This is a genomic window from Pseudomonas sp. S3E12, assembly GCF_001702295.1.
Classification (GTDB): Bacteria; Pseudomonadota; Gammaproteobacteria; order Pseudomonadales; family Pseudomonadaceae; genus Aquipseudomonas; species Aquipseudomonas marginalis.
Map to the genome: position 1 here is coordinate 621,346 of NZ_MBDT01000032.1, position 12,804 is coordinate 634,149.

Genomic DNA, 12,804 nt, shown 5'->3' on the forward strand with positions numbered 1-12,804 from the left:
GCGCGCGATTGTCTATGGAGTTGCACTGCACATGACTTGCTGGAATGTCCTCGGCCTGGCCCCGGATGCCGATAGGCGCGCGATCAAGCGCCAATACGCCGCCCTGCTGAAGAAAACCCGGCCGGATGATGATCCCGAGGGTTTCCAGCGCCTGCGCGAAGCCTATGAGGCCGCGCTGGAGTGGAGTCAGGGGCAGCAGGAAGCTGACGAAGTGGCCATCGACATCCTGGGCGACGGCCTTGCCGACCACTACCAGGCAGCCATGGCCCATGGCAATGCGTTGCACTTTGAAATCCAGCTGTTGTTACGCGACATCGAGGGGCATCTCAACCCCGAAGACACCCGCTGGGCCTTTGAAACCTTCAACTGGCTGACGGCCTGGCAGCGCCTGGAGTTGCCCGGTGAACTGATCGAAAGACTCGAGCGCAAGCACCGCAGCGCGTTGCAGCAACCCTTGCGCCAGGCCCTTGAGCAAAAGGACGAGGCCACTTTCCTGGCTGCCTATGCCGCACGTTCCGAACATCCCTGGGTGAACAATCATCCCCATGCCGAGTGGTTCAACCAATGGCTGGCCCGCCTGCTTGCGCAGAGTCACTACTGGTCGAGCGCCGTGTTCGACGCGGTATGCGCCGGCCAGCACTGGCATGGCGGCGCCGGTCACGACTGCCCGGCGGGGGATTGGGCGCGGCTGTTGCAACGCCAGCAAGGCCCGGTCTTCATGGCACGTCAACGGGCACTGGCCGCCGAAGCGCCCAACAGCCCGCAACAACGTGCCGCCCGGCTGCTATTGGCTCCGATGAGCCTGGGTCAGCGCCGTGCCTTCGCCCAACGCTTCGATGAACATGACTGGAAAGCCTGCCAGGCACTCAGCGCAGATATCTACGCCGACCATGTGGCCGAAGCCGAAGCGATGCCCGGCGGTACCGTGTATTTCTGGCAAGGCTGGGACACGGCCATGGACACCTGGCCCTGGATTGTCGCACTGGTATTGAGCTGCCTGGTGGGCGTGCTGGTGAATGCCGAGCCCCTGGCCGGCAATGTGCTGCCGACCCTGGGCTACGGCCTGCTGTGGTCGTTGGGCGCCGTGATAGGTGCCGGATTGGCTTGGCAGGTCTGGCGCCCGCTGGCTCATCAGTACCGCGTGCTCGATGAACGATTCAGTGAGCACCTGCCGCGCTGGCTCAGCCCTACTCACCTGCCGTTGCTGCCGATACGGGATCTGCTGCCAGGGCTGGTCCTTGCCGCAGCGCTGGGTTACGCGTTCGGCCCGTTTGCCAGCCTGGCGCTGGCCGCGACGCTGGCGGTTATCGGGGTGATCAAGCGGCCCTTCATGAACAGCCACACCCCCTGGACCGCCCGCCACCCGCGCTGGACGGCCCTGGGCATGGTGCTGTTGGTCACCAGTGGGATTGTGCTGTACGCCGGCTTGAAGGTGCTCGACAACCAGCAACACGTGACCCGTAACCAGGGCCTGCAACAGTGGCCCGAACGACTGTGCAGCCGCATGCCTCGCACCGCCCCCGACTGTCAGGCGCCCGCCACCCAGGCACAGTGGTATGGCCAGGAGGCCGCGCAATGAATCCGAAATGGTTGTTACCCATCAGCCTGGTATTGGGCCTGGGATTGCTCGGTGTGGCCGGCGCCACCAACCCCCTGCAACGCGTGCAATTATGGCTCGACCAACGGGACAGCCCTTCCACCGCGACGGCCAGCGCACTGGCGCCGATCATTGACTGCGTGAACCGCATTGATCGCGATACGCGCCTGGCGTACTACCGTATGCGTTCGACACAGCCCGAAGCGCCCACCCAGGATAAGTTTGGCGACCGTGACGAGCCCGAGCCACGCCTTATCCAGGCGGCGGTCTGTTCGCAGCTGTACACACTCAAACTGGAGCGCCAGCAGCCCGGAAGCCACCTCGGTACTCTCGCCACGGTGTATGCCGACAAGCTGAATAAATTCACCTCGCTGGCGGACATGGTTGACCCGATACAAACCGAAGGTATGCCGTCGAACATGCGCCAGTTTGTGGCGCAGGCCATGAACAAGAGTCTGGAAGGGAAAATGGCTCAGCGGGGCGAAGAATACCTGAGGGCATCCGCCGAGTTACGCACCCAGTTGGAAAACGAAGACATCCATCTGCGGCCGGTACAACTGGCGCGAATCGAATCGCGCTTCGGCCGGGACCTGCATTGGCACCTGCTCAACCATATGATCGCGGCCCGCCAGGCGATGAACCGGATTGACCAGGGTGTCCGCGACGCCAGCCTGACGCCCCAGCAACTGCTCAGCTTGATCGAGACGCTGCAACAGGCCAGCGATGCCAGCAGGGACTTCCTGGTAAAAATGCCGCGCAGCAAACGTGAGGAGGAAGCCACTCACCTCTGGTACGCCACCCGCGCGTCAGCCGACGGGTACCTCCAGGCGTTGCGCACCCTGCATCAGCACTGGCGGGAACATGCCTCGCCGCAGCAACTCAGTGACGACTACTACGTCATCACCCGTCGCTACGACGCCCTGCTCAGCTACTACAACAAACCCGCCAGGAATGCGTTCTAGTCCCTAGTGTTTTTTCAGCTTCACATACGACTGATGCAAGTCCGACGCCCAGCCATCGATCACGCCTTTCACGTCATCGGCCTTCATCACCTGCGAGTCGTTGGACAGCGGCTTGCCCGTGCCCTTGCGCACCACTTGGGCGAGCACCTTGCCACTGGCACCGTCGAGGAACTGCGCCTCGGTGCCGAGGGTGGTTTCCTGGTCGCGGATGCCGGTACCGGTACTCACCGCTGCCGCCACCAGGGCCACGGGCACGAATTCATAGGGTTTGAGGCCTTCGGTCTTGCTGCTGACGGCGGTGATCGCCGCACGTACCACCATCACACCGGGGCCGGGCCCGTTGGCCAGGGGCAGTGATTTGCCCAGCTCACGCTTGAGCGCCTGGCTGAAGTAGGTGTTGATGCCATTGAGGGTGCTGTCGGGGATTTTCGTGGTGGCGTGGGGCTTGGGGTAGAACTGCGTCGGTTCGATATACACCGCGGTATAGCGGCTCAGGTCGAGTTGGGGGTCTACCCAGCGCATCACCTCGACCCCCGAAGGCGACTTGGCTTCCTTGAGTTGGCTGTAGTCGGACAGAAAGCCTGAGTACTCGTCCGGTTGGGTGACCTTGCTGGCGCAGCCGGCCATTGCGATGGAAGCCACGCACAGCGTACTGATCATTAGCCTTAGTTTCATCATTGAACTCCCTGGCGATCATCATCGAAACATGGAGCTGTAGGTATAGCCAATCCTGGGCAAAAAATACGTATTTCCACCCAGTGTTTGACACACCGGCGTCCCCATCGACGTTGCGCGAAGCGGGAGCCCCTCAGCCGCGTTCGCGCGGAATCAGGCTCTGCAACTGCGAGGCCAGGAAATTGGCGTCGAAGCCAAAGGTGTCCGGGTCTTTGAGGCCATTGGTTTTCTTCCACAGCCAGTCGTTTTTGTCGGCCGGCAGCACCAGCGACACGCTGCCGTGGCGGGCAGCGGTCAAGCCCATCACCGACACGGAGATCAAGCCGCCCACGCCCATGACTTCAGGCACGAACTCCACGGTCTTGCCGGTGATCTGCACCAGCAGCTTTTCGGTCTTGAAGGTCGAGGTTTCCACCGGCACGCCCGGCCCGCTGGCGACATAGGCTTCACGGTGCACCTCCAGCAGGCCGACGCTCTTGACCGGCTCCAGCCATTGCTCGATCTGCCCGAACAACGCGTCGAGCTTTTGCGCCCAACGGGCCGACTGCACATCGAACTGCTGCTTCTTGTGCGCTTCGCTATCGGCGTAATGACGAAGCATCTCGCCCAGTTGCTGTACATCGTCCATTGCGGATTTCCTTGGGTGTGCCAGATTGCGATGCCCGATCATGGCAGATGCGGCCACTCACCGTACGATTAACGCTGACAGGCCAGTGGGCGTGCTTGTCGACTGATCCGCTGTAATGAGGTTTTTCTGAGCCTGTTTTGTTTTTCCCGCGTTTCCTACAGTGCCCGCCACTTGGAACCGTGGGAGGACTGAGCATGAGCACCGCAACAATCGAGCAGGCCTATAACTATAAAGTCGTCCGCCAATTCGTGATCGCCACCCTCGTATGGGGTGTGGTGGGCATGGCCATGGGGGTGTGGATCGCGTCGCAACTGGTGTGGCCCGAGATGAACCTGGACTTGCCCTGGACCACGTTCGGCCGGTTGCGGCCGTTGCACACCAGCCTGGTGATCTTTGGCTTCGCCGGCAGTGCGCAATTTGCCGCCAGCTACTATGCGGTGCAACGGACCTGCCAGGTGCGCCTGTTTTCCGATCGCCTGGCTGCGTTCACCTTCTGGGGCTGGCAGTCGGTGATCGTGATCATGCTGGTCAGCCTGCCCCTGGGCTACACCACCACCAAGGAATACGCCGAGATCGAGTTTTCCGGCGCGGTGTGGATGACCGTGGTGTGGGTGGCCTACGCCATTGTGTTCTTCACCACGGTGGTAAGGCGCAAGACCCGGCATATCTACGTGGGCAACTGGTTTTTCGGGGCATTTATTCTGGTGATTGCCATGTTGCACGTGGTAAATCACCTGGCCATCCCGGTGGATTGGTTCAAGTCCTACCCGGTGTATTCCGGCGCGACCGATGCCATGGTGCAGTGGTGGTACGGGCATAACGCCGTGGGCTTTTTCCTGACCACCGGTTTCCTGGGGATGATGTATTACTTCGTGCCCAAGCAGGTGGGCCGGCCGGTGTACTCCTATCGCCTGTCCATCGTGCACTTCTGGGCGCTGATCACCCTGTACATCTGGGCCGGTCCGCACCATTTGCACTACACCGCCTTGCCCGATTGGGCGCAGTCACTGGGCATGGCCATGTCGCTGATCCTGCTGGCCCCGAGCTGGGGCGGCATGATCAACGGCATGATGACCTTGTCCGGTGCCTGGCATAAGCTGCGCACCGACCCGATCCTGCGTTTCCTGGTGCTGTCCCTGGCGTTCTATGGCATGTCGACCTTCGAAGGCCCGATGATGGCGATCAAGACCGTCAACGCCCTCTCCCACTACACCGACTGGACCATCGGCCACGTACACGCCGGCGCCCTGGGCTGGGTGGCGATGATCACCTTCGGCTCGCTGTACCACATGATCCCCAAGCTGTTCGGCCGCGAGCAGATGCACAGCGTGGCGCTGATCAACCTGCACTTCTGGCTGGCGACCATCGGCACGGTGCTGTACATCGCCTCGATGTGGGTCAACGGCATCACCCAAGGCCTGATGTGGCGAGCGGTGAACGACGACGGCACCCTCACCTACTCGTTTGTCGAAGCCTTGCAGGCCAGCCATCCGGGGTTTGTGGTGAGGTTTGCCGGCGGCGTGTTTTTCCTCACGGGCATGTTGCTGATGGCCTACAACACTTGGCGCACGGTGCGGGTCGCAGACTTGAACGTGGCCCGGCTCGATGCGCGGATCGCCTGATATGTGGAGCGTGCTGATCGTGGTATGCCTGTACGCTGCGGTGGAGTATTGCCTGCGCGGGCAGTCCGAGACGAGCCTGGACGAAGCCAGCATGTTGCCGTTCGCCGACGACCCGGAGGTGGCGCGGCGCGTGGAGCAGGCCACGGGCAAACCCATCCACGCCATTGCCGCGGAGCAACCCCGGCCGGGATGGGTTAACCTGGACATGTGAAACTGCTCCGGTCATTTGGCGGGCAACTGCGTATGACTATTCAGCGGCCGATGGGTAAGGTGAAGCGACTTTCCCTGTCAGGAGCATCGCATGCGTACCATCGGCCTTATCGGCGGTATGAGCTGGGAGTCCAGCGCCGAGTACTACCGCATCATCAACCAGCGCGTGCGCGACCAGCTCGGCCCGCTGCGCTCGGCACAGCTGTTGATGTACAGCGTGGACTTCGGCCCGGTGGAACAGGCCCAGCACGCCGGGCGCTGGGATGACACCGCGCTGATCCTGGAAGACGCCGCGCGCCGTTTGCAGGCCGGCGGTGCCGAGTGTGTGGTGCTGTGTACCAACACCATGCATTTGGTGGCGCCGCGTATCGAGGCGGCGGTGTCGATTCCCTTCCTGCATATCGCCGATGCGGCCGCTGCGGCGGCGGTGGCAGCCGGCACCCTGACCGTCGGCTTGCTCGGCACCGCGTTCACCATGGAGCAGGATTTTCTCACGTCACGCCTGGCCGCCCAGGGCCTCACCGTGCTGGTGCCGGACGCGGAGGAGCGCCGCGCCGTGCACCGGATTATCTATGAGGAATTGTGCGTCGGCGTGATCAGCGATGCGTCACGCCAGGTTTACCTGCGGGTCATCGAGTCCCTGGCCGCACGGGGTGCCCAGGCGGTCATCCTCGGCTGCACGGAAATCAGCCTGCTGGTCAAGCCCGAACACAGCGACCTGCCGCTGCTGGACACCACCGAGCTGCATGCGCAGGCTGCGGTGGCGTTTGCGCTGGAGGGTTAAGCCGACTGGCGCAGGCGCGCCATGCTCAGGGTGTCGACAAACACCCCATCGCGCAGGGCGTAGTCACGCAAGCGCCCTTCGACCTCGAAGCCGAACTTGCGGTACAGGTGGTGTGCGGCGTCGTTGTCGGCGTACACCGTGAGTTCCACCCGGTGCAGGTTCATCCAGTTGTCGGCCACGTCCAGCGCGGCCGTCAACAGCCGCGAGCCCACGCCCTTGCCCTGCCAGGCCGTCGCCACGCCCATGCCGAACGAACCGACATGGGCCTGGCGTACGCGCAGGTACTGTTCCAGGCCCAGTTGGCCGATCACCTCGCCGCCGTGCACCGCCACCAGTTGCAGGCGCCGCTCGTTGTCCATCACCAGGCGCTTGCGCCACGCCTCGACCGACTGGAACGGCATCTGCAGCACCTGCCGGCACACGGCCGGTTCGTTATAGAGCGCCGCGACACCTTCAAGGTGGGCCTCGGTAAAGCGCTGGATCACGATATGGGGTTCAGGTGCGTGCATGGTGTTTCATCCTTTGAAAGACACGTGGCCGACCAGTGTAGAGGCCGTGCCTCCTCCCTGGCTAGGGCGCCGGCACGGTCGTCCATAACGACGGCCAGTCGCCGTAACCGACACCGGTGCAGCGCGGCATCCTATGAAACTCACTGAGCTGGAACGCCTTGCCGTCAAACACCCAGACACCACCACCGCCACAGTCACCGATGCCGCGCTGCTTGTAGAAATAACTCAAGGTGCCGGTGGCTTCGTCATAGCCCACCGAGCCTTGCAGCGCAGCGCCGTCCAACGGCAAGGGCTCAAGCGCCAGCGGCGTTTGCGCATAGGGCGCCTGACGCTGGCGGCTGACCACGTCGAACTCACAGTTGTAGGCCGCGCAGTCGTAACGCACCACCGTCATCGCCTGTTGCGCCGTCAGCGCCCCGGCCTTTGCCTCGGGCTCACCCTCCTCCGGCGTCACGGCCTGCAATGCGGCGGCCACCAGGCCGGCCTGTTCCTGCGCGGTCAACGCCGGCGGCGCAGGGAACTTGCGCAGCACCGGTGTCGGCAAACGTGGCGGCACCTCACGGGCCGGCGCTTTTCCGGGGCGTGCCAGGGCCGTCACGTTATCCACCCGCCCCTGCACCGCATCCATCAACAGCAGCGAAGCGCTCAGGCCGCTCAGCGACACATGGGCCTGCTCATCGCCCGGCAATTGCAGGCGCTGGCCATTGCGCAAATGCTGCAACCAGCGCCGCGCCGCAGCGTCCTCGATCACGCCATAAGACTGCACTTCGGGATCGCCGCCCTGATCGTCCAGTTCCACATGCAGATCCCGGGTCAGCTCCAGGCCCAGCGGCTGGCCGTCCAACAGCAAGGTCGAAAGATCCAGCGCTTCGCCGCGGTGGTCGAAGCGCAGGCGCAGATACCCTTCGGGACCGGCCTGATGCCAGATATGCAAGGTCAGGGAGCTGTAGTCTTCTTCATCGACGCCACTGGGCGCGCTGAGGGCATGGCAATTGCGCAGGTTATCGCACCCGGTGACCCAGTTCTTGATTTCCCGCAGCAGCGGTACGGTTTCAGCGGGCGGTTGAGCGAAGGCCTGGGTGGCGCTGCCGGTCAGCAGCAGGGCGAGGAGTACGGGGCGCAGCATGGGGACTCTCCGTGTCGAAAAATGACGCGGATTGTCCCATGTTCGACGTGATGCGTCAGCGCTTGGCCGCCACACGCCACACCCGCGCAATATCCGCCGCGCGCTCGCGCAGCAAACGCGGTGCCTCGCTGCAGGCCTGCTCCAGGCCCATCGGGCCGCTCGGCAAGGCAAACGCCGCTACCACGCCATGGGCATACATCTGCTCGTAGCCGTCGCCCAGGGTGCCGGCGATGACGACCACCGGGACGCCATGTTGCCGGGCGATGCGGGCCACGCCGAAGGGGGTTTTGCCGCGCAGGGTCTGGGCGTCGAAGCGGCCTTCGCCGGTGATGACCAGGTCGGCGCCGCGTACGGCTTCGTCAAGTCCCACCAATTCGGCGACGACTTCCACGCCCGCGCGGAACTGCGCGCCGAGGAACGCCTTGGCGGCGAAACCCAGGCCGCCGGCGGCGCCGCTGCCGGGCTCGTCGCGCACGTCCTTGGGCAGGACGTTGGCGCAGTAATCGGCGAAGTGGCCGAGGGCGGCGTCCAGTTGTTGTACCTGCTCGGGGTTGGCGCCTTTTTGCGGGCCGAATATCGCCGAGGCGCCGTGGGGGCCGCACAGCGGGTTGTTCACATCGGCGGCGATTTCAAAGCGTACCTGGGCCAGGCGCGGGTCGAGTTTTTCCAGGTTGATACGTGCCAGTCGTGACAAGGCCAGGCCTCCCGGCGGCAAGGCCTGATCCGCAGCGTCGAACAGTTGCACGCCCAGGGCCTGCATCGCCCCCGCGCCGCCGTCGTTGGTGGCGCTGCCGCCAATCGCCAGGATGATGCGCCGGGCACCCAGGTCCAGGGCCGCGCGAATCAGCTCGCCGGTGCCGTAGGTGCTGCTGGTGCACGCATCGCGCTGGCCTGGCGCTACCAATTGCAGGCCGCTGGCTTCGGCCATTTCGATGATCGCGGTGTGGCTGTCGGCCAGCCAGCCCCAACGTGCTTCCACCGCGGTGCCCAAAGGCCCGCGCACCGCCTGGCGGCGCAATTGGCCGTTACAGGCGGCGAGCACCGCGTCCACCGTGCCTTCACCACCGTCCGCCATCGGGCACTGGATCAGCTGTGCGTCCGGCCAGACTTGCGCCAACCCTGCGGCAATGGCCTGGGCGACGCCCTCGGCACTCAGGCTGTCCTTGAACGAGTCGGGGGCGATGATGACTTTCATGGGCTTTCTCCGGTTTTTATCACGCCCATGCTGCCAGTTGGCACCGCCGCTGACGCCGGTCCGATGCACAAGTACGAGTAAGGTTTGTTGTTCATTCCGACAAAGCCTGGGGCAATAGCTGCACGCCGAGGTACAGCGCCAACATGCCATCCAGGGTCAGCGGGTCGACGCCGCTGAGTTCGGCGATGCGCTCCATACGATAACGCAGGCTGTTGCGGTGAATGCCGAGGGCGTCGGCACAGGCCTGGCTTTGCCCGTCGTGTTCGCACCAACTGCGCAGCGTGGCCAGGAGTTGGCCGTTGCTGTCCTTGGCCAGCACCTTGCGCAAGGGGTTGAGCAGTTCGTCGAGGGCATCGTCGTTGCGATGACGCCAGAGCATCACGGGCAGGCGGTAGCGGTTAAGGGTCAACAGCCGCGAGTGCGGCAGTACATCGCGACCGTAGGCCAGCAAATCGCCGACCCGCCGATAACACCGGCGCAGCCCCGCCAGCCCATCGGCCTGCCCGCCCACCGCCACACGCAGGATATTCCAGCCCAGGCCTTCGAGTTTTTCCAACAGGCGCGGATTGTCGACGGGCACGGCGGCAGGCCGGCACCACAACAGGGAAAACTGCGCCGAGCTGACACACCAGCTGTCCGGGTAACGCGACGTCAACCAGGTACTCAAGGCCTCCGCTGATTGCCCCGCGCCCAGTTCGAACAGGTACGGCGTGCGCGCCAGCTGCGGCTTGAGGCCCAATTGCCGGGCTTCATCAATCAGACGCGGTGAGTCGCCACCGTCGGCCAGCAACAAGGCCAACAGATCGTCGCAGCGCTGGCGCCGCCACTGTTGCTCGACCTGCTGATGCCGGTGACTGACCAGCATCTCGGCGGTCATGCGCACCAGCTCGGCGTACGTGCGCAAGCCCTCCGGCTCGCCAGTGATACCCAGCACGCCAATCAAGCGCTGATCGTGCATCAGCGGCAGGTTGATGCCCGGCTGCACGCCCTTGAGGTGCTTGGCGGTCTGCCCGTCGATCTCGACCACGCGACCGTTGGCCAGCACCAATTGTGCGCCTTCGTGGCGGGTGTTGATGCGCTCGGGCTCGCCGCTGCCGAGGATCAGGCCCTGGCTGTCCATGACGTTGACGTTATAGGGCAGGATCGCCATGGTGCGATTGACGATATCCTGCGCCAGGTCATGATCCAGCTCGAACATGCGGCCATCTCCTTGAAAGAAAGTCCTTGAAAGCGTGGTTGTTCATCGGCACAGCGCAAAGCATGCATCACTGTGCGCAAGCACAAAGACAGCACCCCGCCACGTGGCCGAGACTCATTGGGCGATCAACGTTACCTTCGCATCGCGAAAAATCATAATAAAGAGAGACTCCCATGTCACAGAGCGCCGCTGTCACACTGGCCACCGATGACGATAAAAACGCCATCTACAAGCGCATTACCCTGCGCCTGATCCCCTTCATTTTCATCTGCTATCTGTTCAACTACCTCGACCGGGTCAACGTTGGCTTTGCCAAGTTGCAGATGCTCGATGCGCTGAAATTCAGCGAAACCGTGTACGGCCTGGGTGCCGGGATCTTCTTTATCGGCTACGTGCTGTGCGGCGTGCCGAGCAACCTGGCGCTGACCAGATTCGGTCCACGGCGCTGGATTGCCTTGATGATGATCGTCTGGGGCACGCTGTCCACCTGCCTGCTGTTCGTCACCACGCCGACGCATTTTTACACCTTGCGCCTGTTTACCGGTGCGGCTGAAGCCGGCTTCTTTCCGGGTGTGGTGCTGTACCTCTCGCAGTGGTTCCCGACGTTTCGCCGTGGGCGGATCATGGCGCTGTTCATGTCGGCGATCCCGGTGTCCGGTTTGCTCGGCAGCCCGTTCTCCGGCTGGATCCTCAACCACTTCGCCGCCGGCCAGGGCGGCCTGGCGGGCTGGCAGTGGATGTTCCTGCTGCAAGGCATCCCGACCGTGATCCTCGGCGCCCTCGCCTACTTCCTGCTCAGCGACAGCTTTGCCCATGCCAAGTGGCTCAAGCCCCACGAACGCGCCGTGCTGGAAGCCGACCAGGCCACCGACCTGGCCAACAAGCCGAAAACCACCACCGATTCACTCGCCGAAGTGTTCAAGAACCCGGCGATCTGGGCGTTCGGCCTGATCTATTTCTGCATCCAGAGCGGCGTATACGCCATCAACTTCTGGCTGCCGTCGATCATCAAGAACCTGGGTTTCAGCGATAACCTGGTGATCGGCTGGCTCAGTGCGATTCCGTATCTGCTGGCAGCGGTGTTCATGTTGCTGGTGGGCCGCTCGGCGGACTTGCGCAAGGAGCGTCGCTGGCACTTGGTGGTGCCGATGCTGATGGGCGCCATCGGCCTGGTGATCGCGGTGAACTTCGCCACCACGCCGGCCATCGCCATCCTCGGCCTGACCATCGCCACCATGGGCGCCCTCACCGGCCTGCCGATGTTCTGGCCGGTGCCGACCGCCATGCTCAGCGCAGGCGCAGCCGCCGGCGGCCTGGCGCTGATCAACTCCATGGGCCAGATGGCCGGCTTCCTCAGCCCGTATATCGTCGGTTTTGTGAAGGATACCACCGGGTCCACGGATGTGGCGCTGTACCTGCTGGCGGCGGTGATTGTGGCGGGCAGTGTGCTGGCGTTGCGGATGACGCGGACCTTGAAGGTATAACGCGGTCCATGTGGGAGGGCGGTGCGTCGATTCGACTTGCCCCCTCCCACAATGGGTCTGCGTTTACAGCAGGCCGCCGCCGTTGATATCAATGACAGCACCGGTCATAAAGCCATTTTCCATGGCCAGCACATACCCCGCCGCCACGTCCTCGGCCTGCCCCACACGCCCCACCGGCAGCGCGTCCCCCGCCTTGGCCAACATCGCCAGGCGCTGGTCCTCGGCCAACCCCGCATACGCCGGGGTATCAATCACACCAGGGCTAACCACGTTGACCCGACGCGGTGCCAATTCTTTTGCCAACTGCTTGCCCAGGGCTTCAGTGGCGGCGTTGATACCGACTTTGATGAACTGCCCCGGCACCCATTTACGCCCCAGTTGCCCGGAGGTCAGGCTGATGCTGCCGCGCTCATCGAGGAAAGGCAGCGCGTGCTGGATCGCCCGCAAGGCGCCCCAGAGTTTCACGTTGAAGTTGTCCTGAGCCTCGCCCAGGTCGGTTTCGGTCAGGGCCTTGGCGCGTACCGAGGGGCCGGAGGTGTACACCAGATGGTCAAACCGCCCGACGGTTTCGAACAACCGTTGCAGGGACGCGGCATCGGTGACGTCCACCGGTTCGCTGCGCAGGCCGTTGTCGCGGCCTGACGATAACCGCCGCCCCGCCAGCACCACCTGGGCACCGCGTGCAGCAGCGGCCTTGGCCACGGCTGCACCGATGCCGCTGCTGCCGCCGATGACGATGACCGTTTTGCCGTTGAGTGAGGAATTCATGGGGTAGTGTCCTGGGTCAGAAAGTGAGCGTTCATCTTCCCAGCTT

Annotated in this window: 13 protein-coding genes; 6 read left to right on the plus strand and 7 right to left on the minus strand. The window is 63.7% G+C overall.

The window, feature by feature from the left end:
* Positions 1–31 precede the first annotated feature (31 nt).
* Both BB029_RS27065 and BB029_RS27070 read left to right on the plus strand, forming a co-directional pair.
* The gene (locus BB029_RS27065; protein WP_065941543.1) at positions 32–1,579 is read left to right on the plus strand and encodes a J domain-containing protein; all 1,548 of its coding nucleotides are present in this window, start codon (positions 32–34) and stop codon (positions 1,577–1,579) included.
* Positions 1,576–2,559, plus strand: coding sequence for a DUF3829 domain-containing protein (locus tag BB029_RS27070; protein WP_065941544.1), 984 nt, complete (start codon positions 1,576–1,578; stop codon positions 2,557–2,559). Before BB029_RS27065 ends, BB029_RS27070 begins: the two co-directional genes overlap by 4 nt.
* Positions 2,560–2,562: 3 nt before the next feature.
* Here the strand turns inward: BB029_RS27070 and BB029_RS27075 are convergent, their stop codons facing one another.
* On the minus strand, positions 2,563–3,234 hold the full coding sequence (locus BB029_RS27075) for a DUF3313 domain-containing protein (protein ID WP_065941545.1): 672 nt from the start codon (positions 3,232–3,234) through the stop codon (positions 2,563–2,565).
* A 133-nt stretch (positions 3,235–3,367) separates the two neighbouring features.
* Entirely contained in the window at positions 3,368–3,862 is a 495-nt protein-coding gene (locus BB029_RS27080) for a hypothetical protein (protein ID WP_065941546.1), read from the minus strand.
* A gap of 194 nt (positions 3,863–4,056) precedes the next feature.
* On the opposite strand from BB029_RS27080, the gene ccoN reads away from it, so the two are divergent.
* The 3 genes from ccoN (at position 4,057) to BB029_RS27095 (ending at position 6,478) form a co-directional block, all read left to right on the plus strand.
* Complete coding sequence (ccoN, locus tag BB029_RS27085; RefSeq protein ID WP_065941547.1) at positions 4,057–5,484, plus strand: cytochrome-c oxidase, cbb3-type subunit I; 1,428 nt, start codon at positions 4,057–4,059, stop codon at positions 5,482–5,484.
* Between the two features lies 1 nt (position 5,485).
* Positions 5,486–5,695, plus strand: a complete 210-nt coding sequence (locus BB029_RS27090) for a hypothetical protein (RefSeq protein ID WP_065941548.1) — start codon at positions 5,486–5,488, stop codon at positions 5,693–5,695.
* 90 nt (positions 5,696–5,785) lie between these two features.
* Positions 5,786–6,478, plus strand: a complete 693-nt coding sequence (locus tag BB029_RS27095) for an aspartate/glutamate racemase family protein (RefSeq protein WP_065941549.1) — start codon at positions 5,786–5,788, stop codon at positions 6,476–6,478.
* Here the strand turns inward: BB029_RS27095 and BB029_RS27100 are convergent.
* From BB029_RS27100 to BB029_RS27115, 4 genes are all read right to left on the minus strand, one after another.
* Positions 6,475–6,987 carry a GNAT family N-acetyltransferase gene (locus BB029_RS27100; protein WP_065941550.1) on the minus strand — a complete coding sequence of 171 codons (513 nt, stop codon included), beginning with the start codon at positions 6,985–6,987 and terminating at the stop codon, positions 6,475–6,477. The genes BB029_RS27095 and BB029_RS27100 overlap by 4 nt on opposite strands.
* Before the next feature lie 61 nt (positions 6,988–7,048).
* Positions 7,049–8,113, minus strand: coding sequence for a DUF1176 domain-containing protein (locus BB029_RS27105; protein WP_065941551.1), 1,065 nt, complete (start codon positions 8,111–8,113; stop codon positions 7,049–7,051).
* A gap of 55 nt (positions 8,114–8,168) precedes the next feature.
* On the minus strand, positions 8,169–9,308 hold the full coding sequence (locus tag BB029_RS27110) for a glycerate kinase (protein ID WP_065941552.1): 1,140 nt from the start codon (positions 9,306–9,308) through the stop codon (positions 8,169–8,171).
* 91 nt (positions 9,309–9,399) lie between these two features.
* Positions 9,400–10,506, minus strand: coding sequence for a sugar diacid recognition domain-containing protein (locus tag BB029_RS27115; RefSeq protein WP_065941553.1), 1,107 nt, complete (start codon positions 10,504–10,506; stop codon positions 9,400–9,402).
* Positions 10,507–10,679: 173 nt separating this feature from the next.
* Between BB029_RS27115 and BB029_RS27120 the strand changes: the two genes are divergently transcribed.
* Positions 10,680–11,990 (plus strand): MFS transporter, encoded by a 1,311-nt coding sequence (locus BB029_RS27120; protein ID WP_065941554.1) that lies wholly within the window; start codon positions 10,680–10,682, stop codon positions 11,988–11,990.
* Positions 11,991–12,053: 63 nt separating this feature from the next.
* Here the strand turns inward: BB029_RS27120 and BB029_RS27125 are convergent, their stop codons facing one another.
* Positions 12,054–12,758, minus strand: a complete 705-nt coding sequence (locus BB029_RS27125) for an SDR family oxidoreductase (protein WP_065941555.1) — start codon at positions 12,756–12,758, stop codon at positions 12,054–12,056.
* Positions 12,759–12,804: the final 46 nt, after the last annotated feature.

Coding starts and splice junctions, on each gene's coding strand:
- BB029_RS27065 (WP_065941543.1), top strand. CDS start 32: ATGACTTGCTGGAATGTCCTCGGCCTGGCCCCGGATGCCGATAGGCGC.
- BB029_RS27070 (WP_065941544.1), top strand. CDS start 1,576: ATGAATCCGAAATGGTTGTTACCCATCAGCCTGGTATTGGGCCTGGGA.
- BB029_RS27075 (WP_065941545.1), bottom strand. CDS start 3,234: ATGAAACTAAGGCTAATGATCAGTACGCTGTGCGTGGCTTCCATCGCA.
- BB029_RS27080 (WP_065941546.1), bottom strand. CDS start 3,862: ATGGACGATGTACAGCAACTGGGCGAGATGCTTCGTCATTACGCCGAT.
- ccoN (WP_065941547.1), top strand. CDS start 4,057: ATGAGCACCGCAACAATCGAGCAGGCCTATAACTATAAAGTCGTCCGC.
- BB029_RS27090 (WP_065941548.1), top strand. CDS start 5,486: ATGTGGAGCGTGCTGATCGTGGTATGCCTGTACGCTGCGGTGGAGTAT.
- BB029_RS27095 (WP_065941549.1), top strand. CDS start 5,786: ATGCGTACCATCGGCCTTATCGGCGGTATGAGCTGGGAGTCCAGCGCC.
- BB029_RS27100 (WP_065941550.1), bottom strand. CDS start 6,987: ATGCACGCACCTGAACCCCATATCGTGATCCAGCGCTTTACCGAGGCC.
- BB029_RS27105 (WP_065941551.1), bottom strand. CDS start 8,113: ATGCTGCGCCCCGTACTCCTCGCCCTGCTGCTGACCGGCAGCGCCACC.
- BB029_RS27110 (WP_065941552.1), bottom strand. CDS start 9,308: ATGAAAGTCATCATCGCCCCCGACTCGTTCAAGGACAGCCTGAGTGCC.
- BB029_RS27115 (WP_065941553.1), bottom strand. CDS start 10,506: ATGTTCGAGCTGGATCATGACCTGGCGCAGGATATCGTCAATCGCACC.
- BB029_RS27120 (WP_065941554.1), top strand. CDS start 10,680: ATGTCACAGAGCGCCGCTGTCACACTGGCCACCGATGACGATAAAAAC.
- BB029_RS27125 (WP_065941555.1), bottom strand. CDS start 12,758: ATGAATTCCTCACTCAACGGCAAAACGGTCATCGTCATCGGCGGCAGC.